The 20,015-nt window shown below is 71.0% G+C and carries 16 protein-coding genes; 11 read left to right on the top strand and 5 right to left on the bottom strand.

Annotated elements, in window-relative coordinates; all coding sequences use genetic code 11:
- The first annotated feature begins 55 nt into the window (after positions 1–55).
- Complete coding sequence (locus CQ047_RS06870; protein ID WP_105673609.1) at positions 56–1,423, top strand: NtaA/DmoA family FMN-dependent monooxygenase; 1,368 nt, start codon at positions 56–58, stop codon at positions 1,421–1,423.
- On the top strand, positions 1,416–2,300 hold the full coding sequence (locus tag CQ047_RS06865; RefSeq protein WP_105673607.1) for a ribokinase: 885 nt from the start codon (positions 1,416–1,418) through the stop codon (positions 2,298–2,300). The genes CQ047_RS06870 and CQ047_RS06865 overlap by 8 nt, the downstream gene beginning before the upstream one ends.
- A gap of 29 nt (positions 2,301–2,329) precedes the next feature.
- On the opposite strand, the gene CQ047_RS06860 is transcribed toward CQ047_RS06865, so the two are convergent.
- Complete coding sequence (locus CQ047_RS06860; protein ID WP_105673605.1) at positions 2,330–2,941, bottom strand: PadR family transcriptional regulator; 612 nt, start codon at positions 2,939–2,941, stop codon at positions 2,330–2,332.
- Positions 2,942–3,045: 104 nt separating this feature from the next.
- Between CQ047_RS06860 and CQ047_RS06855 the strand changes: the two genes are divergently transcribed.
- Both CQ047_RS06855 and CQ047_RS06850 read left to right on the top strand, forming a co-directional pair.
- A complete protein-coding gene (locus tag CQ047_RS06855) occupies positions 3,046–3,558 on the top strand; it encodes a flavin reductase family protein (RefSeq protein WP_105673603.1) in 513 nt (170 codons plus the stop codon).
- Positions 3,555–3,950, top strand: a complete 396-nt coding sequence (locus CQ047_RS06850; protein WP_105673601.1) for a riboflavin kinase — start codon at positions 3,555–3,557, stop codon at positions 3,948–3,950. Before CQ047_RS06855 ends, CQ047_RS06850 begins: the two co-directional genes overlap by 4 nt.
- Before the next feature lie 21 nt (positions 3,951–3,971).
- Here the strand turns inward: CQ047_RS06850 and CQ047_RS06845 are convergent, their stop codons facing one another.
- Positions 3,972–4,529, bottom strand: a complete 558-nt coding sequence (locus tag CQ047_RS06845; RefSeq protein ID WP_105673599.1) for a TetR/AcrR family transcriptional regulator — start codon at positions 4,527–4,529, stop codon at positions 3,972–3,974.
- A 55-nt stretch (positions 4,530–4,584) separates the two neighbouring features.
- Here CQ047_RS06845 and CQ047_RS06840 point away from each other — a divergent pair, with 55 nt between their 5' ends.
- Entirely contained in the window at positions 4,585–5,289 is a 705-nt protein-coding gene (locus tag CQ047_RS06840; RefSeq protein ID WP_105673597.1) for an MBL fold metallo-hydrolase, read from the top strand.
- A 2-nt stretch (positions 5,290–5,291) separates the two neighbouring features.
- Here CQ047_RS06840 and CQ047_RS06835 read toward each other — a convergent pair whose 3' ends face one another.
- Positions 5,292–6,800, bottom strand: a complete 1,509-nt coding sequence (locus CQ047_RS06835) for a PucR family transcriptional regulator (protein ID WP_223585999.1) — start codon at positions 6,798–6,800, stop codon at positions 5,292–5,294.
- 94 nt (positions 6,801–6,894) lie between these two features.
- On the opposite strand from CQ047_RS06835, the gene gabT reads away from it, so the two are divergent.
- The 6 genes from gabT to CQ047_RS06805 all read left to right on the top strand — a co-directional run bounded on the left by gabT (position 6,895) and on the right by CQ047_RS06805 (position 15,156).
- The gene (gabT, locus tag CQ047_RS06830) at positions 6,895–8,262 is read left to right on the top strand and encodes a 4-aminobutyrate--2-oxoglutarate transaminase (protein ID WP_105673593.1); all 1,368 of its coding nucleotides are present in this window, start codon (positions 6,895–6,897) and stop codon (positions 8,260–8,262) included.
- Positions 8,263–8,407: 145 nt separating this feature from the next.
- Positions 8,408–9,772 (top strand): NAD(P)/FAD-dependent oxidoreductase, encoded by a 1,365-nt coding sequence (locus CQ047_RS06825; RefSeq protein WP_105673591.1) that lies wholly within the window; start codon positions 8,408–8,410, stop codon positions 9,770–9,772.
- Complete coding sequence (locus CQ047_RS06820) at positions 9,772–10,650, top strand: universal stress protein (protein ID WP_105673589.1); 879 nt, start codon at positions 9,772–9,774, stop codon at positions 10,648–10,650. The genes CQ047_RS06825 and CQ047_RS06820 overlap by 1 nt, the downstream gene beginning before the upstream one ends.
- Positions 10,651–10,653: 3 nt before the next feature.
- A complete protein-coding gene (locus CQ047_RS06815; RefSeq protein WP_105673587.1) occupies positions 10,654–12,264 on the top strand; it encodes an APC family permease in 1,611 nt (536 codons plus the stop codon).
- A gap of 35 nt (positions 12,265–12,299) precedes the next feature.
- Positions 12,300–13,766 (top strand): NAD-dependent succinate-semialdehyde dehydrogenase, encoded by a 1,467-nt coding sequence (locus tag CQ047_RS06810; protein WP_105673586.1) that lies wholly within the window; start codon positions 12,300–12,302, stop codon positions 13,764–13,766.
- 25 nt (positions 13,767–13,791) lie between these two features.
- Positions 13,792–15,156, top strand: coding sequence for an NAD-dependent succinate-semialdehyde dehydrogenase (locus tag CQ047_RS06805; RefSeq protein ID WP_105673585.1), 1,365 nt, complete (start codon positions 13,792–13,794; stop codon positions 15,154–15,156).
- 142 nt (positions 15,157–15,298) lie between these two features.
- Here CQ047_RS06805 and CQ047_RS06800 read toward each other — a convergent pair whose 3' ends face one another.
- The gene (locus CQ047_RS06800) at positions 15,299–18,094 is read right to left on the bottom strand and encodes a hypothetical protein (RefSeq protein ID WP_105673583.1); all 2,796 of its coding nucleotides are present in this window, start codon (positions 18,092–18,094) and stop codon (positions 15,299–15,301) included.
- Between the two features lie 49 nt (positions 18,095–18,143).
- A complete protein-coding gene (locus tag CQ047_RS06795; protein WP_258132512.1) occupies positions 18,144–19,958 on the bottom strand; it encodes an HSP90 family protein in 1,815 nt (604 codons plus the stop codon).
- Positions 19,959–20,015 lie beyond the last annotated feature (57 nt).

The following is a 20,015-nucleotide window of genomic DNA, read 5'->3' as shown; positions in this document are numbered from 1 at the left end:
CGGGTTCCTCCGGCATGCCCGGAGACCCCTCATCACCCACAAGGAAGGCACGCACATGACCGTCAAGCAGCTGCGCCTCGGCCTCTTCGAGAACGCCCAGGCGAACGACTCCGGAACCGCGACCTGGCGTCACCCCGCCAACGGGCGCTATCTCTTCGACACGCTCGAGTACTGGCGCGACACCGCGCGCATGGCGGAGGACGCCGGCTTCGACTTCCTCTTCCTCGCCGATGCGTGGGGGTGGGCCGACGTCGCGGGGGAGCGCCCCGACATCTGCTCGGTGGAGGGACTCGACCTGCCTCGCCTGGATCCGGCGATCATCCTCGGGGCGCTGATCCCCGAGACCACCCGGCTCGGGCTCGTCGCCACCGGTTCGACGCTGCTGGAGCCGCCGTACTCGTTCGCGCGCAGGATGGCGACCCTCGACATCCTGTCCGGCGGGCGCATCGGCTGGAACGTCGTGACCACCGGCACCGCCGACACGGCCGTGCAGGGGTTCGGTGTGCCGATGGTCGGGCACGACGAGCGCTACCTCATGGCGGACGACTTCATGCAGGTCGTCTACAAGCTGTGGGAGCAGGCCTGGGAGGAGGGCGCGCTGGAGCGCGACAAGTCCGGCCGCTTCGCCGATCCGTCGAAGGTGCACCGCATCGCGCACGACGGCCCGTACTTCCGCTCGCACGGCTACGGCAACACCTCGCGCTCGCCGCAGGGTACTCCCGTGCTGTTCCAGGCCGGGGCGTCGCCCGCCGGTCGCGAGTTCGGCGGCAAGCACGGCGAGGCGATCTTCGTCGGCGCCGGCAGCGTCGAGCAGCTCCGCGCCCACTCCGTCGCGATCCGCGAGGAGGCCGTGAAGAACGGCCGCGCGGCGCGCGAGGTGAAGATCATGTCGGCGTTCGCCGCCGTCGTCGGAAGCACCGAGGAGGAGGCGCGGCGCACGTACGCCGAGGTCGCCGACGCGCAGAACCCCGAGGTCACGGTCGCCTCCTACGCGTGGTTCACGGGCCTCGACCTGTCGTCGTACGCGCCGGAGACGCCGATGGCGGAGCTGAGCACCGAGCTGTCGCAGACCCAGGTCGCGCGCTTCGCCGACAAGACCGTCGGAGACGTGCTGGGCGACTGGCACGCGCACGGCGTCGGAGCGCGGCCGATCGTGGGCACGCCCGAACAGATCGCCGACCGCATGATCGAGCTCGCCGAAGGGGCCGATCTCGACGGCTTCCTCTTCTCGCCGGTGATCCCGCCCGCCTCCACCGCGGACTTCATCGAGCACGTGCTGCCGATCCTCAAGGAGCGCGGCGCGATCGCGGAGCCCTCGAGCGAGCCGCAGTCGCTGCGCGAGCGGCTGATGGGCACGTCGAGCCCCGCTCTGGCGGAGTCGCACACCGGATCGTCGTACCGGGGGTCCCTCTCGCGTGTCTGAGAGCCTCTCCGGCGTCGCCGTGGTGGGGAGCGCGAACGTCGACCTCGTGGTCGAGGTGGCGCGCCCCCCGCTCGTCGGCGAGACGCTGCTCGGACGCGCGGGCGGCCGCTTCTCCGGAGGCAAGGGCCTCAACCAGGCGGTCGCCGCGGCCCGCAGCGGCGCGGACGTCCGCTTCTGCGGGTCGGTCGGCGCCGACGAGGCGGGAGACCTGCTGCGACGGACGCTCGTGGATGCGGGAGTGGCAGCGGGCCTCCGGAGGACGGATGCCGCCCCCACCGGCGTCGCGCACATCCTGGCCCTGCCTGACGGCGACAACAGCATCGTGGTCGCCGCCGGCGCGAACGAGGAGCTCACCGCCGAGGATGCCGTGTCCGGCGTCGCCGGGGCCGCCGTGGTGCTCGCCCAGCTCGAGGTGCCGGCGGAGACCGTCGACGCGGCGCTGCGGGCCGGGCGTCACGCCGGCGCGCGGACGCTCCTGAACGCGGCCCCGGCGGCGGAGTCCGCACTGGCTCTCCTGGCCCACGTCGACGTCCTCATCGTCAACGAGACCGAATGCGCGGAGCTCGGCGGCGCGGATCGACTGCACGCCGCGGGCGCCGAGACCATCGTGCTCACGCGCGGCGGCGACGGGGTCGAGCTGCACAGAGCGGGGGAGCCCGTGCTGCGCATCCCGGCGTTCCCCATCGACCCCGTCGACACGACCGGAGCCGGTGACGCGTTCTGCGGAGCGCTCGCCGCGGCGCTCGCCGCCGGCGTCGCCATCGAGGACGCCCTGGTCACGGCATCCGCTGCCGGGGCGATCGTGGCGCTGCACCGCGGGGCGAACACCGCCGCGCTCGCTCCGGCGGCTCTGGCCGCTCTCGTCGCGACGCGCTGAGCGCCGCGCGCTCAGCGCTGAGGCGCGGGCTATTCCGCTGCAGCCTCGGCCGGGGCCGCAGCGGCGGCCGCCGCGGGCTCCTCACCGGCGAACACGTACTCGCCCTGCCTGAGGCGGTCGAGGAGCTCGAGCAGCCACTGCTTCTCGGCGGTGAGCCGGGCGGTGGAGAGGTCGAAGATCTCGCGGACGTACTTCGGCGTCGTCTCCGAGCGGAGCGTGTCCTGCACGTCGAAGCCGTTGGCGGTGATGATCGCGTCGCTCTTGATGAGGCGGTGCTCGAGGCCCGCGATGACCTCCTGGCGGCTCAGCACGAACATGAACGAGGCGATCGTCATGATCGCCTGGGTGTCGAACGGAGCGACGTTCCAGAGGTTCTCTCGCAGCATCCGCTGCAGCTCCACCTCCCCGGCCGGGGTGATGCGGTAGGTGGTGCGAGCGGGGCGCTTGCCCTCGGTCTCGGTGCCGCTCTCGGCGACGTAGCCGTCGACCTCGAGGGCGCGCAGGGCGTTGTAGATCGAGCCGGGCTGGATGTGCGCCCACTCGTCGACGTGCCAGGTCATCAGCTCGCGTCGGAGGAAGTAGCCGTGCACGGGTTGGAACTGCTTCACGGCGCCGAGGACGACGAGGCGGGTGGTCGACATGCCCTCATGCTAACGGCTCGATCGTCGAGAATCGGCTTGTTTGCATGGTCAAAGTTACGTACAATCTGAACTAGTCAAAGTTGACTAAATGAAAGGAACCCGAAATGACGACTGCGGCGCCCGAAGTCCTTCCCCGCGATATCGCCCTGCGTCGGGCCTTCTCGATCTACCCGACCGGCGTCGTGGCGCTGGCCGCGGAGGTGGAAGGGCGTGCCGTCGGCATGGCGGTCAACTCGTTCACGTCGATCTCGCTGGAGCCCGCGCTCGTGGCGATCAGCGCCGCGCGCACGTCGAAGACCTGGCCGGTGCTGCGGGCCGTGCCCGAGCTCGGCATGAGCGTCCTCGCCGCCCACCACGAGCCGCTGAGCCGCATGCTCTCCTCCCGCGAGGGTGACCGCTTCGGCCAGCACGGGTGGCGCGCGACCGACGGCGGCGCGATCCTCATCGAGGACGCGGCGCTCTGGTTGACCTGCCGCCTGCACAGCACCTTCGACGGCGGAGACCACGAGATCGCTCTGTACGAGATCGCCGACATCAGCGTGTTCGGCGAGGTCGAGCCGCTCGTGTTCCACCAGAGCCGCTACCGCACGATCGCGACCTCCGAGACCGGGGAGTGAACCCGCCGCACCCCCGGTCGATCGCAGGCGAGGTGGTCCCCGGAGACGGCAGGGGGAGGGGGCTCGGCATCCCCACGGCGAACCTCTCCTGCGACGGCGCCGACCTGCCAGACGACGGCATCTACGCGGCCAGGGTGGGGATCGACGGCGCCGATCCGCGGATGCCGGCCACGGTCAGCGTCGGCACGAACCCCACGTTCGCGGGGGAGCGGCCCCGCAGGGTCGAGGTGCACGTGCACGACGTCGACCTCGACCTCTACGGGCGGCGCCTCGACGTCGTGCTGATCGCCTTCCTGCGGCCGACCCTGCGCTTCGCCGACGTGGCCGAGCTCGTCGCGCAGTCGGAGCGCGACATCGCCGGATGTCGGCGGGTGCTCGCCGCGCAGGACTGAGCGGATCCGTCCTGCCCGGGGTCACGCCCCGATGCCGCGCAGCACGATCTCGAGGCCGTGCTCGAATGCGGTGTCGACGTCGCCGCCCTGGCGGAAGCCGCCGTTCTGCTCCATCGTGCTGAAGCCGTAGGCCCACGCCGTGAGGGTGCGCGCGGACGACAGCGGATCGTCGGGGGAGATGCGGCGCACCGTGTCGAGCAGCATGGTCATGAGCGGAGCGATCGTCTCGGGCGAGGGGGTCGCGAGCGGTGCGGGGGCGCAGAACAGCAGCGTGGTGATGTTCGGGGAGCGCGCGGCCAGTGCCCGCAGCGCGCGGGCGGCTCCGGCCAGCACGTCCCGCGGCTCGTCCGACGCCGCCGCGATGGCCGAGATCTCCTCGCCCAGTTCGGTCGCCGCGTCATCGGCGGCGAGGCGCAGCAGCTCGTGCCGGTTCGCCGCGCGCTTGTACAGGCTCGGCGCGCGGACGCCGACGGATGCCGCGACCGTGCTCATGGTGACGGCATCCAGTCCGTCGCGCTCGGCGATGGATCGGATGGCGGCGACGAGCTCGGGAGTGCTCACTCTCTGCGGTGCGGGCATGCCTCCAGCATATGGCTATTGACTGTAGCCATCAAGGCTATGTATCGTAGCCAACATGACCGCACAGCTGCTCCGCATCGGCGACGACATCATCGCCATCCACGCCGTCGTGACCGACGAGGGTGTGACGCTCATCGACGCCGGGCTCTCCGGCGACCTCGGCATCCTCCGCGCCGCACTCCGCGACGCAGGGCGCTCGCTCTCCGACATCCGCGGCATCGTGCTGACCCACGGCGACGTCGACCACATCGGCATCGCCGAGCAGCTGCGCGCAGAGCACGGCATCCCCATCCACATCCTCGGTCTCGACGAGGACCTCGCCACGGGTCGCACGACCAAGAAGGTCAAGGCCGGGGAGTGGCGCCTCGGTCCGGTGCTGCGGTTCCTCTGGAACACGCTGCGCCGAGGGGGACTGCGCACCGTGCGTCCGCTCGAACTCCACGCCGTCTCCGACGGCGACGTGCTCGACCTCCCCGGGCGCCCCGAGTTCATCGCGACCCCCGGTCACACGCGGGGGTCGGCCGCGATCCGCGTGCCGGTCGTCGACGCGCTCTTCCTCGGCGACGCCATCACCACCCGCCACGTGCTCACGGGGGAGGGAGGGGCACGGCTCGCCCCCTTCAGCGAGGACACCGCCGAGACCCGCCGCAGTCTGGAGAGGCTCAGGGGCCTCCCCGAGACCCGCATCTTCCCCGGCCACGGCCCCGAGTTCACCGGCACGGCAGCGGCGCTGCTCGACGCCCTCGACGCGCGCGGCTGACCTCAGTCCCGCGCGGTCTGCAGCAGCGTCCACGCCTCCGCGCGGGCGGGGAAGGATCCCAGGTCGATTCCGAGCAGGACGCCGGCCTGCGAGATCCGCGAACGCAGCGTGTGGCGGTGCACGCCCAGCGCGAGCGCCGCCGGCTCGGCGCGGGCGTCGTGCTCGAGCCACGTCCGCAGCGCGTGCTCCAGGTCGCCGCCCGTCGCCGCGTCGTGGTCGCGCAGCGGTGCGAGCCGGGACTCGGCGACCAGCCGTGCCTCGTCGGTCGCGAGGGCGCTGAGGATGCTCGACCCCACCGTGTCCGCGTAGCGGAAGGCGCCGACGTCGCCCTGCTGGCGCAGCGAGGTCAGGGCCTGCGCGTGCGCACGGGTGAAAGCATCGTACGACTCCGGCTCGGAGACCCCGAGGCGGATGCCGAACCGCGAGGCCACGTCGTCGAACAGGTGCTCGTCTCCGGCGGAGACGCACATCACGACCCCCTCGACGGACTCGGCGACGAAAGACGCCGTGCCGTGGTCTGCGCGGCGGCGCTCCCACCAGTCGACGAGAGGCCCCGCGGGGGCGTCGGAGGCCACGGCGACGACCATCGGCGCCTGCGGGACGCCGCCGAGCACCCTCCTGGCGAGGGCCGGGTCGTCGGTCAGGAGCGAGCCGAGGAGCTGCGTGTGCAGGCGTCTGCGGCTGCGGGCGAGCTGCTCGCTCTGCTCCATCGCGAGGCCGGCCATGGCGATCACCGACGTCACGACGGTGCGCGCCTCGGAGTCGATCGCATCGACGGCGAGGGCGATCACCCCGCGGAGCTGTCCGCCCCGCCCCACGGTGAACAGCATGAACGTCTGTCCGTCGATGCTCAGCGACTGCCCGGCCTCGAGGCCGCGCGTGAGCACCTCGACGACCTGCCCGCCGAGCCCGGAGAGAACGTCGGGTGAGATGCCCTCGCGCGGATGCGACAGGGTGAGCGCGCCTGCGGCGTCGTACATGCCGACCCACGCGTCGAGCCGGCGGCCGAGCTCGGCGATCGTCGCGTCGAGTCCGTGCGGACGCAGCGCGGCCAGGGCCAGCGCCCGCTGCGTGTCGAGGGCCCACGAGCGGCGTGCGTACGCCTGGGCGGCGATCGCCTCCGAGTGCGCCCGCGCGACCGCGATGAACGGGGTGCGGTACGGGACCTCGAACAGCGGCATCCCTCGTGCGGCGCACGCCGCGATCAGCTCCTCGGGGATGCCGGCCCTGTGCACCTCGGTGCCGAAGCCGAGGCCGAGCACGCCGCGGTCGGAGAGTCGGCCCACATAGGTGTCGATGCTCGCCTCGTCGTCGAACTGCGTCCCCGTGGTCAGGAGCGCCAGGTCCTCGGAGAGGAACGGCGTGGGATCGGCGAGATCCGAGCTGTGGACCCAGCGCAGCGGACGGTCGAGCGCGCCCTCCGGCAGGGCCTCCTCGGCGGACACCAGGGCCAGCCCCAGGTCACGGCGGGCGAGCAGCGCGCGCAGCGCGGGGTGCTCCGTGGTGGGCACGGCGCTCCTTCGATGTACAGTCCGGAGAATCTTCTCCACAGATTGTACAGTTCGGCGAATGCAGCGGCATCCGGACCCGGAATACGCTCGCGGCATGGCACTCCTCGACACCGCAGCTGTAGCAGTTCCCCTCGGCGGACCCGAGCTCCCCCAGGAGCGTCGCCTCGTCACCGAGCTCCCCGGCCCCCGCTCCGCCGAGATCCTCGCCCGCAAGGCGGATGCCGTGGCAGCGGGCGTCGGACACACCGTTCCAGTCGCGGCCGTCGCCGCAGGCGGAGGCGTCGTCGTCGACGCCGACGGCAACTCGCTCATCGACCTCGGCTCCGGCATCGCCGTGACCACCGTGGGCAACGCGCACCCGAAGGTGGCCGCAGCCGTCGCCGCCCAGGCGGCGCAGTTCACCCACACCTGCTTCATGGTCTCGCCCTACGAGTCGTACATCGGCGTCGCCGAGGCGCTCAACCGCATCACCCCCGGTGACTTCGCCAAGAAGAGCGCGCTGTTCAACTCGGGCGCGGAGGCCGTCGAGAACGCGATCAAGATCGCCCGCAAGCACACCGGCCGCCAGGCCGTCGTGGCCTTCGACCACGGCTACCACGGCCGCACCAACCTGACCATGGCGCTGACCGCCAAGTCGATGCCCTACAAGAGCGGCTTCGGACCGTTCGCGCCCGAGGTGTACCGCGCCACCGCGTCGTACCCCTTCCGCGACGGACTCAGCGGCGCAGAGGCTGCGGCCCGCGCGATCCTCCAGCTCGAGAAGCAGATCGGCGCAGAGAACCTCGCCGCCGTCATCATCGAGCCGATCCAGGGCGAGGGCGGCTTCATCGTCCCCGCAGACGGGTTCCTCCCCGCGATCGTCGACTGGTGCCGTGCCAACGGCGTCGTCTTCATCGCCGACGAGGTGCAGACCGGCTTCGCCCGCACCGGGGCCATGTTCGCCAGCGAGATCTTCGGCATCGAGCCCGACCTCATCACCACGGCCAAGGGCATCGCCGGCGGACTTCCGCTCGCCGCGGTCACCGGCCGGGCCGAGATCATGGACGCCTCGCACTCGGGTGGCCTCGGCGGCACCTACGGAGGCAACCCGATCGCGTGCGCCGCGGCGCTGGCCGCGATCGACGTGTTCGAGAACGACGGCATGATCGAGCGCGCTCGCGAGATCGGCGACATCCTGAAGGCCCGCCTCGCGGAGATCCAGCAGGGCGACGCCCGTGTCGGCGACATCCGCGGACACGGCGCGATGATCGCGGCGGAGTTCGTGAACCCCGAGACCAAGGCTCCGGATGCCGCGCTCACCGCGGCCGTCGCCAAGGCCTGCATCGCACAGGGCGTCATCGTCCTGACCTGCGGCACCTACGGCAACGTCATCCGCTTCCTCCCGCCGCTGTCCATCGGCGATGACCTTCTGAACGAGGGCATCGACGTCGTCGCAGCGGCGCTCGCGGCCCACCCTGCGTGAGACGGGTCGCGCTCTCGCGCGGCCCAGGCGCACAACGGGTCGCGCTCTCGCGCGGCCCAGGCGCACAACAGACGTCCGGTCGCGACTCGTGTCGGGGGATTTCGAGTCGCGGCCGGCATAACCGTTCCAACGAAGGAGTTGCACCATGGCTGAGATCACCCGTGACGTACTGATCATCGGAGCAGGAGCCGCCGGCACCACCGCCGCGAACGACCTGCGCAAGGCCGGCCTCTCTGTGGCCGTGCTCGAGGCGCGCGACCGCATCGGCGGCCGTCTCTGGACCGACGTCATCGACGGCGCCATGCTCGAGATCGGCGGACAGTGGGTCTCTCCCGACCAGGATGCGCTGAAGGACACGATCGAGGAGCTGGGCCTCGAGACCTACAGCCGCTATCGCGAGGGTGACAGCGTGTACGTCGGCCCCGACGGCCAGGTGCACCGCTTCACGGGGGAGATGTTCCCCGTGTCGGCCGAGACCGAGAAGGTCATCGCCGAGATCACCGAGCGTCTCGACGCCATGGTCGCCGAGATCGACCCCGACCAGCCCTGGGCGCACCCCCGTGCCAAGGAGTGGGACTCGGTCACGTGGGACGCGTGGCTGCGCCAGCAGACCGACGATGACGAAGCCGTGCGCAACCTCGCCTTCGCCACCGGGTCCGCGATGCTCACCAAGCCGACGCACTCGTTCTCGCTGCTGCAGTCGCTGCTGATGGCGTCCTCCGCCGGCTCGTACTCGAACCTCGTCGACGCCGACTTCATCCTCGACAAGCGCGTCGTGGGCGGTCTCCAGCAGGTTCCGCTGCTGCTGGCAGAGCGTCTCGGCGACGACGTCTTCCTGAACCAGCCGGTGCGCACCCTCGAGTGGAGCGACTCCGGCGTCGTCGCGACCACCGACGAGCTCACCGTCAAGGCCCGCTATGCGATCCTCGCGTTCGCGCCGGTGCTCTACAACCGCATCTCCTTCGTGCCGGCGCTTCCGCGCCGCCAGCACCAGATGCACCAGCACATCTCCATGGGCTTCGTCATCAAGGTGCACGCGGTCTACGACCGTCCGTTCTGGCGCGAGCAGGGCCTGAGCGGCACGGCCTTCAGCCCCTACGAGCTGTCGCACGAGGCGTACGACAACACCAACCACGGCGACGAGCGCGGCACCCTGGTCGGCTTCGTCAGCGACCAGAACGCCGACGACCTCTTCACGCTCTCGGCTGAGGAGCGCAAGGAGCGCATCCTCGAGTCGCTGTCGCACTACTACGGCCCCGAGGCCAAGAACCCGGTCGTCTACTACGAGAGCGACTGGGGCACCGAGGAGTGGACCCGCGGCGCCTACGCCGCCAGCTTCGACATGGGCGGCCTGCACCGCTACGGCGCCGACCTCCGCGCGGCCGTCGGCCCCCTGCACTTCGCGTGCAGCGACATGGCCGGCGCCGGCTACCAGCACGTCGACGGGGCGATCCGCATGGGCCACCTCGCCGCGTCGAACATCGTGGCCGCGAGCCGCGACGCCGGCTGATGGCCGGAACCATCGTCGTCGGCTACACGGCGACGGACGCGGGAGCGGATGCCGCGGCTCTGGGTGCGCGCCTGGCGCGCAGCCTCGGCGCCTCCCTGCACCTGGTGATCGTGCTGCCCTCCGAGGGCACGCGCAGTCCCATCGTGCCGCCGGAGCGCGCCTACGAGGACCACATCCGCGCGCAGGCGAAGCAGTGGCTGTCGGAGGCCATCATGGCGCTGCCGCAGAACCTCACCCGCTCGGGGCACGTGCGGTTCGGCGAGTCGTTCGCCGAGGGGCTCATCGCCGCCGGCGAGGAGTTCGGCGCTCGACTGATCGTCGTCGGAGCTGCGGGCGGAGGCCTCTTCGGGCGTCATCGTCTCGGCAGCGTCGCCTCCGAGCTGCTGCACTCGTCCACCATCCCGGTGGCGCTGGCCCCCGCCGGCGCCGCACAGGAGGACGACCACGTCGTCCCGCGCGTGACGGTGGCCGTCGGCACCCGGCCGGGCGCCGAGGTGCTGCTCGACGAGGCGACGTCCATCGCCGCCGACACCGGCACCGACCTCCGCCTCGTCTCCCTGGTGCCCTTCGACGTGCCCCCGGGGCTCGACACGGGCGCGATCCGCCTGGTCGGCAACGCCCACGCGCACGACGTGCTCGCGGTCGCGAAGGAGATCCTGCCCGACGACCTCGGCGCCGTGATCGAAGAGGCCCCCGGCGACAGCGTCGAGGATGCGGTCGCGAACCTGTCCTGGCTGCCCGGCGAGGTCATCCTCGTCGGATCCTCGCGACTCGCGCAGCCGCGACGCCTGTTCCTCGGCTCCACGGCGGCGAAGATGCTGCACGTGCTGCCCGTTCCCATGATCGTCGTCCCGCGCACCCGCGCGGAAGGAGTGTGACCCATGAGCGAGTCGACGAAGCCTCTGCTCCCCACCGGCAACGGATCCTCCGCATCCGGTGAGGCGGCGCCCGACGCCGAGCATCCGGTGACCGGCGGGATCTCGCGCAAGGGCCTGAGCGTCGGAACCGTGGGTGTGATGGGCGCCCTGGTGATGGGCATCTCGTGCATCGCCCCGGCGTACACGTACACCGCCGGCATCGGCGGCGCAGTGGGCGCCGTCGGATTCCAGGTTCCGGCGATCCTGCTGCTCGGATTCATCCCGATGCTGCTCGTCGCCTTCGGGTACCGAGAGCTCAACAACGCCATGCCCGACTCCGGCACGAGCTTCACCTGGGCGACCAGGGCCTTCGGCCCGTACGTCGGCTGGATGGCCGGGTGGGGTCTGATCGTCGCGACGATCCTGGTGCTGTCCAATCTCGCCGGCATCGCCGTCGACTTCCTCTTCCTGCTGATCTCGCAGATCTCGGGCAACGAGGCCATCGCCGAGATCACCCGCAACCCGTTCGTGAACGTGGCCGTGTGCCTCATCTTCGTCGCTCTCGCCGCCTGGGTGTCCTATCGGGACGTCTCGACCTCGCAGAAGCTGCAGTACGGCCTCGTGGCGTTCCAGATCGTGATCCTCGTGGTGTTCGCCGTGATGGCGATCGTCCAGACCGTCCAGGGCGGTGCCTTCGAGCCGCACATGCCCGAGCTCTCCTGGTTCAACCCCTTCGCGATCCAGGGCGGCCTGTCGGTGATCGTGATGGGGCTCTCCGCATCCGTCTTCATGTTCTGGGGGTGGGACGTCACCCTCACGATGAACGAGGAGGCCAAGGATCCCGAGCGCACGCCCGGACGCGCGGCCATGCTCACGGTGCTCTCGATCATCGCGATCTACCTGCTGCTCACGGTCAGCAGCCTGATGTACTCCGGCATCGGCGACAAGGGCCTCGGGCTCATGAACGAGGAGATCGGCGGCAACGTGTTCTTCGCGCTGTCGGGTCCGGTGATGGGCGGCCTCGCGTTCCTGCTCTCGCTGGCCGTGCTCACCTCCTCGGCGTCGTCGCTGCAGTCGACGTTCATCTCGCCGGCCAGGACCCTGCTGGCGATGGGTCACTACGGGGCGGTGCCCCAGCGATTCGCCGGGGTCAACCCGCGGTTCTTCACGCCGGGATTCGCGACGATCGCGTCCGCCATCGTCGCGGGCGGGTTCTACGCCGTGATGCGCTTCCTCAGCGAGGATGCGCTGTGGGACACGATCCTCGCGCTGGGCATGATGATCTGCTTCTACTACGGCATCACCGCGCTGTCGTGCGTGTGGTACTTCCGTCACCAGTGGTTCGACTCGGGCAAGGACTTCTTCTTCAAGCTCGCGAGCCCCCTCGTCGGCGGAGTCATCCTGCTGGTGCTCTTCGTGGTCACCGCGATCGACAGCCTCGCGCCCGACTTCGGATCGATCGCCATCGGCGCCGATGCGGACGGCGAGGGCGGCATCGGCATCGTGTTCTTCATCGGCGTCGGCCTGCTCGTCTTCGGCGCCGTGCTGATGATCGTCCAGCGGATCGTCAATCCCGACTTCTTCCGCGGCAAGACGCTGAGCGTGGACGCCCCGCCGAGCGCCCGTCGCCGCTGACACCCCTCTGCCCGCACCCCACAGAAAGAGAACCCATGAGCACTCAGACAGAGCAGGCGCTGCTCGACAGTATCCCCACCGGCCTCTTCATCGGCGGTCAGTGGATCGACGGCGAGACCGGAGCCACCTTCGACGTGCAGGACCCGGCCACCGGAGCGGTCATCCGCACCATCGCCGACGCGACGCCCGGCGACGGCATCCGCGCGCTCGACGCCGCCGTGGCGGCTCAGGACTCGTGGGCTGCGACCGCGCCCCGCACCCGCAGCGACATCCTGCGCCGCGCCTTCGACCTCGTGCAGGAGCACAAGGAGGACCTGGCGCTGCTGATGACGCTCGAGATGGGCAAGCCGCTCGCCGAGGCCAGGGGAGAGGTCGCCTACGGCGGCGAGTTCCTGCGCTGGTTCAGCGAGGAGGCCGTGCGCATCAGCGGTCGCTACGGCATCAACCCCGAGGGCACCGGGAACATGGTCGTCTCGCAGCGCCCGGTCGGGCCCTCGTTCTTCGTGACGCCGTGGAACTTCCCGTTCGCGATGGCGACGCGCAAGATCGCACCGGCTCTCGCCGCCGGCTGCACGGTCGTCATCAAGCCCCCGGCACTCACGCCGCTCACCACGATGTTCTTCACCTCGCTGCTCGAGAAGGCCGGTCTCCCGGCCGGCGTCGTGAACGTCGTGCAGACCTCGCGCTCGAGCGCGCTGTCGGCACCGATCATCGCCGACCCGCGCCTGCGCAAGCTGTCGTTCACCGGGTCTACCGAGGTGGGCCGCAAGCTCATCGCCCAGGCCGCCGAGGGTGTGCTGCGCGTCTCGATGGAGCTCGGCGGCAACGCCCCGTTCGTCGTCTTCGATGACGCGGATCTGGACAAGGCCGTCGAGGGCGCCCTCGCGGCGAAGTTCCGCAACATCGGTCAGGCGTGCACGGCGGCCAACCGCTTCATCGTGCACAAGGACGTCGCCGCCGAGTTCGGCCGCCGGGTCACCGAGCGCGTCAACGCGATGAAGATCGGCCGGGGCACCGAGGAGGGCGTCGCGATCGGCCCGCTCATCGATGCGGATGCCGTCGCCAAGGCCGCCGAGCTCGTGGGCGACGCCGTCGACCGCGGCGCGACGCTGCTCGCTGGAGGCAAGGCGCTCGACGGCGCCGGCAGCTTCTACGAGCCCACCGTGCTCACCGACGTCGTCGCCGGCAGCGCGATCCTCCGTGAGGAGATCTTCGGCCCGGTCCTCGCGATCGCGACCTTCGAGACCGAGGAGGAGGCCGTCCGCCTCGCCAACGACACCGAGTACGGCCTGGTGTCGTACGTGTTCACCGAGAACCTGCAGCGCGGTCAGCGGATGATCGCCGACCTGGAGACGGGCATGATGGGGCTCAACGTCGGCGTGGTCTCCAACGCGGCCGCACCCTTCGGCGGCGTCAAGCAGTCCGGCGTCGGCCGCGAGGGCGGCCTCGAGGGCATCCACGAGTACCTGTCCACCAAGTACACGCTGATCCCGGTCTCCTGACCGGACGGCTCAGACGAGGAGAGAAATGGTCGACTACGCAGTCATCAACCCCGCTACCGGAGAGACGCTGGCGTCGTTCCCGACGCTGACGGACGCACAGGTCGAGGAGGCGCTCGCCGCCGCCGACAGCGCGCACCGGGAGTGGTCGCGCGGCACCTCGGTCGCGGAGCGCGCTGCTCTGCTCCGTCGCGCCGCCGAGCTGCACCGCGAGCGTCGGGAGGAGCTGGCCGACATCTTCGTGCGCGAGATGGGCAAGCCCCGCGAGGCCGCGCTCGGAGAGGTCGACTTCGCCGCCGACATCGCCGAGTACTACGCCGACCAGGCCGAGGCGATCATGGCCGACCAGCCGATCGCGATCCTCGGCGACGGGTCGGCGCTCATCCGCCGTTCCTCCCTCGGTCCGCTCATCGGGATCATGCCGTGGAACTTCCCGGCGTACCAGATCGTGCGCTTCGCGGCGCCGAACCTGATCGTGGGCAACACGATCCTGCTGAAGCCGGCGCCGCAGTGCCCGGAGTCCTCGGCCGCTCTCGAGGCGATCTACCACGACGCGGGCTTCCCGAAGGGCGCGTACCAGAGCGTGCTCGCCACGAACGAGCAGATCGCGACGATGATCGCCGACCCGCGCGTGCAGGGCGTGTCACTGACGGGTTCGGAGCGCGCCGGCGCGGCGGTCGCAGAGATCGCCGGACGCAACCTGAAGAAGGTGGCGCTGGAGCTCGGCGGGTCCGACCCGTTCATCGTGCTGTCGACGGACGACCTCGACGCGACCGTCGAGGCCGGCGTCGCCGCGCGTCTGGACAACAACGGTCAGGCCTGCAACGGCGCCAAGCGCTTCATCATCGTCGACGGCCTGTACGACGCCTTCGTGGAGAAGTTCACGGCGGCGATGGCCGCGGTCGAGGCGACCGATCCGACGCTCGACGACACGGTGCTCGGCCCCGTCGCCTCCGAGGTCGCGGCCGAGAACCTGCAGAAGCAGGTCGATCAGGCCGTGGAGCAGGGCGCGACCCTGCTCACCGGAGGCACCCGCGATGGGGCGTTCTTCGCGCCGACCGTGCTGGCCGACGTCACGCCCGAGATGAACGTCTACCGCGAGGAGCTCTTCGGCCCGGCGGCCGTCGTCTACCGCGTCGCGGACGAGGACGCCGCCGTGGCGCTCGCGAACGACACCACGTTCGGCCTCGGCTCGTACGTCTTCACGACGGATGCCGAGCAGGCGGAGCGCGTGGCCGACAAGATCGAGGCGGGCATGGTCTATGTCAACCTCGTCCTCGCCGACAGTCCAGAGCTGCCCTTCGGCGGAGTCAAGCGCAGCGGCACCGCCCGCGAGCTGGGCCACCTCGCCGCGGACGAGTTCGTCAACAAGAAGCTCATCCGCGTCGCCTGACCGGTGCGAGAAGGGGGTGGATGCCGGCATCCACCCCCTTCTCTGCGTCCCTGAACGAGGGCGCGCGACGGTATGAGAGCGCGCGACGCGACGAGCGCGCACGCCCTGGCATGCGCGCCCGTACCGAGCCGGGGCGTGTGCGTCAGTCGAGGAGAGCGCGGACCTCGGCGGCCTCGGACGTACGACCCAGGGACTCCAGCAGGGTGCCCAGCTCCAGAGCCGCGACCTCGCGCAGCTGCGGGAACTCCGCACCGTGATCGAGCGCGGCCCGGTACAGCGGCACGGCATCGGCGCCGCGCTCGTTGCCGGCGAGCAGCCGGGCGGCGAACAGCTCGGAACCGCCTGCGGACCCGACGTCTCCGAGCCCTGCGAAGCCATCGGATGCCGTCAGCGCCGCCGCGACGGCCTCGTCGATGCGCCCGAGGCTGCCGAGAGCCCGGCCGCGCGAGTCGGTCACGTCGGCGAGCAGCCATCCGGCGTCGTGCTCCTGGGCGAGCGCCGCCACCTCGTCGAACAGCGCGAAGGCGCGCTCGTCCTGACGTCCGCCGTAGGCCTGGCCGAGGTTGTGGAGCACGTCGGCGAGCGTGCCGATGGCCTCGGGATCCTTCCGGACGATCTCGGATGCCGATTCGAGCAGCTCGATCGCATCGTCGTGCTCGTCGAACCGGGCCAGGATCTTCGCCCGCTCCAGCAGCGACAGCGCCTGGTCTGCGTGCTGCTCGGCCTCGCCGTAGAGCTCGGCGGCGTATCCGTACGCGCCGACGGACTGCCCGAATTCACCCGCTGCAGCGAGCGCCCGCGCGAGCATGGAGGCGGTCATCGCGCGCGAACCCGCAGGGACCTCGCCCTGCTCCTCGCGCTCCAGCACCGTGCCGAAGAGCTCGGCGGCTTCCTCCGCGTCGCCGACCGCGAGCATGGCGCGCGCGAGGCGGAAGTCCGCCCCCGCGCGGTCGCCGTCCTCCTGTTCCGCGATCCGCGAGGTCACGCGGTAGCGAGCCAGCGCCTTCTCGGGGTCTCCTGCGTCCTCCCAGAGCGCTCCCGCGAGCAGGTGCGCCGAACCGAGGGCCGACGTCGCGCCGAGTCCGGCGAGCAGTCGGCAGGCCTCGTCGGCGTCCGCCGCACCCAGCGCGTACTCCTCGTTGCCTCCGCGCAGCCTCGCCCGCGTCTGCAGGGCACGGGCGCGGTGGCCGATGCTGAGGTCGTCCTGCGCGAGGAACCGCTCGAGCAGCACGGACGCGGCCTCCAGGTCGCCCTTGCCCAGCACGGCGGACAGCGCGACCAGCGTGGTCGTGTTCGACAGGCGCGCGTCGTCGGCCGTGGCGAAGTGCCGCGCGGCGCGCTCGGCGAGGTCGAGCGCGGCATCCGTCTCGTCGGCCATGAGGTGCAGAGACGCGCGGCTGAGCGCGAGGTCTCCGCGCGACCAGGCGGGGAGGCCGTCATCGGCGCCGAGCTCGCGCTCCAGGCCCTCCGCGCTCTCCGGGGTGTTCAGGCCGAAGGTGGCGAGGCCGAGGCGCTCCTCCAGGTCGGCCTGCGCACTCAGACCCGCTGCACGCAGAGCCTCCAGCCGGGAGGGGAGCACCTCTGCGGCCTTCTCGGCGTGATCGAGGGCGACGAGGATGCCGATGCGCATCGAGAGCAGCTGGGCGCGTTTGGCGGGGTCTTCGCTCTCCAGCGCGCGGCCGAGTGCGTCGAGCGTCTCCTTCTCCGCCCCGTACTGCCCGAGGTTCATGGCGCGCTCGAACCAGCCGTCGGCGTCGAGCGGGGTCGAGGCGGGCGCCGTCTCCACGAACGCGTCGGAGCGGATCGGCACGTCGTACTGCACGGAACCGAGGGCTCGCATGCGCGCGAGACTGCGGGCGTGGCCGTCGGTGCCGTCGCGCTCGTCGAAGGCGTTCCCGATGCGCTCGGCGGCGGCCCAGGACGCAGCGGCGAGCTCGGCGGCGCTCCAGACGCCCTCGCGCTCGCCGAACAGCGGCACCAGGGCGGCGGAATCCGCTCCCCGCACGGGGGTCTGTCCGTGGCCGGCCGCGGTGACGCGGTCGAGGGCGAGGGCGAACGCGGCCAGCGCGGCGAAGTGCGCATCGACGTTGAGGCCGTCGTGGGCGAGCCACGCGATGTGCCGCTCGACCATGGTGAGCGCACGGGCCTCGTTGCCGGTGATCGCGGCGAAGACGATGTTGTTCGCGACGATGCGGAGGTTGTCGGGGTTGTCCTTGGCGAGGCGGTAGCTGCGCAGGTGGGCGGTCTTCGCGTCATCGGGTCGTCCGGCGCGGAGATACGGCAGCAGTGCGCGCGACAGAGCGTGCTCGGGCTCCTCGCCGCAGGAGAATCCGCCCTCGATCATCTCCTCGACGAGCCGGATGGCCTCGTCGTCACGGTCGGTGTCGGCGAAGAACCCGGCGAACTGGCTGCGCCCGCACGCGTCGCAGTGGCTGTGCTCGTCGCGCGGGGTGGCCTCCAGCTGCACTCTGAGGGTCTCGGCGTCGTCGATGCGGCCGGCGTCCCACGCGTCCTCGAAGCGCGCGGTGAGCACGCCGCTGAGGCCGAGGCCGGCCGTGCGGTAGTGCGCCTCCATGTCGTCGAGCACCGCGGAGATCTGCTCCACCGAGAACGCGGGGGAGGAGCGCAGCGCCGAGGCCATCCACTTGAACTGCCACATGAGGTCGGCGCCGCCGTAGTCGAGGTCGGCGGGGAAGCGCTGCGGGTCGGCGTCGTGGTGCGCGAGGCACCAGGCGAACGAGTTCAGCATCACGTCGGTGGCGCCGTTCATGTTCGCGGACGCGGTCTGCCGCATCCGCGCCTCGTACTCGAGCCGCTCGTCGCCGATCTCGAGCGCGAGCGCGACGGCATCCGAGACGAGGGCCTGCTCGGCCGGACCCCAGGGGGTGCGGTCGATCTCCTCGAGCAGCTGCTGGAAGCGCTTCTTGGGACGTGCCATGAGGGTGCCTTTCGGAGGTTCTCTCGATGTGTGCGCGGTGCGGAGGGGCTCAGTAGCCCTCGAAGGGGATCGCGTCGCCCTCGATGCCCGCCGAGAGCGAGACGAGATCGGCGAGTGCGCTGGTCATCAGTGCACGGTCCGCGTCGGACAGCGGATGGTGTCCGGCGAGCAGCGCCTGGATGTAGAGCAGCTGCACCGTGCGGGCGAAGACCGCGTCGTCGTGCACGCGCACGAGCGCCCGCACGACGCGATTCGACCAGTTCAAGCACAGACGCGCGCTGAGATCGTCGTCGCGGGTGGAGGACACGGTCGAGTCGATGCGGTCGAGCACTCCGCCCCACAGCGACCCGGTGATGCCCTTGGTGCGCTTGCGATCGATGGCGCGCAGCACCTCGGGGTCGGCGACGTACAGTCCGGTGAGGTCGGTGCGATCGATCGAGCGGACGACGACGGCGCAGCCGGATGCCGCGAGCACGGAGCCGGTGCGGGACTCCAGCGCCACCGCGGCCTCACGGTCGTCGAGCGGGGGAGGGTCGAGCCTGTCGAGCTCGCCCGTCACGTCCACCTGCTCGATCGTGACCCCCGGATAGAGCTCCGGGAGCAGGCGGACGAGGTCGGCGTCGAAGAGGTAGCCGCCGTTGACCAGGATCTCGGAGCTCGGCGAGATGCCCGCGACCTGGCGGAACTCGTCGACCGTGGCGGCGAAGCGCACGTGCGGATACCTCTCGGCGAGGTCGCCGATGCGCATGGTGCCGTGCGTGGTCTCCAGCGTGAGCCAGCGGGTGATGAACTTCGCGAGCTCCTCGTCGTGCCGCACGAGGGACTTGAGCCCGACCTCGTGGATCGCGACGAACTGCGCGAGACGGTGGGGCTCGCTGAGGCCGAGCTCGAGCACCCAGCGGCGGATGCCGGCGCCGAGCTGCTCGCGTACGCGCTCGAGGGCCGCGTCCTCCACGAGCGACTCACGACTCGCTGTGGGGGCGAGGCCGGTGGAATCCACCACCGCGCGCACGAAGAACGCCCAGTCCGGCAGCACGTCGTCGACGCGCTCGGAGAGGAGCATGCGCCCCAGGTACATGCGCGTCGCCTGCCTGGCGCCCGGCGGCGGGGCGAAGGGGAGGACGTAGGCGAGGCCGCGGGTGCCGGTCGCGGGCTCCGCGAGCTCGATGACGTCGAGGGGGCCGGCGCCGAGCAGGTCGCGACCGTACTGCACCGCATCCTCGGGGGCTCCGTCGAGGAAGGGTGCAGGGCGGGTGATGTCGATCTCACCGGACGGGGTGTCGACCGTGACCCGCACCGGGAGGAACTCGCCGAACGTCGTCGCGAGTTCGCGCACGGCGGCGGGACGGAGCAGCTCGTCGGCGTCGAAACGCGGCACGAGGTGCACGCTGGTTCCGATCGGCAGCTCCTCATCGATCTCGACGACCTGGAAGGTGCCGTCTGCGCTGCCGGTCCACTCGACGGAGGCGCCGCCTCGCGCGCTGCGGGAGCGGATCACGATCGTGTCGGCCACCATGAAGCAGCTCAGCAGGCCGATGCCGAACTGGCCGAGGTAGTCGCTGCGGGGCATGTCGAAGATGTCGCGCTTGGAGGAGCGCCCCACGGTGGCGAGCAGATCGGCGACCTCGGATGCGGTCAATCCCACCCCGTCGTCGCGCAGGACGAACTCGCCCGTTGCGTCCGTCAGAGGGGAGATCGTGATGCGTCCGCCCGCCCCGTCGACGTCCCTGCGGGCCGTGATCGCGTCGCGTGCGTTCTGGAGCAGCTCGCGCAGATAGACGCGGGGGCTGGAGTAGATGTGCCTGCTGAGCAGGTCGACGACGCCGCGCAGATCGACCTGGAACTGCTGCACCTCTGCGCTCACGTGGGCTCCCTCCGCATACACCCGCCTGCCGAGCCTAACAACAACGGCATTCGGAGC

It is taken from the genome of Microbacterium sp. MYb72, assembly GCF_002979415.1.
GTDB classification, from domain to species: Bacteria; Actinomycetota; Actinomycetes; order Actinomycetales; family Microbacteriaceae; genus Microbacterium; species Microbacterium natoriense.
This window is presented reverse-complemented; position numbering and strand designations above follow the sequence as displayed.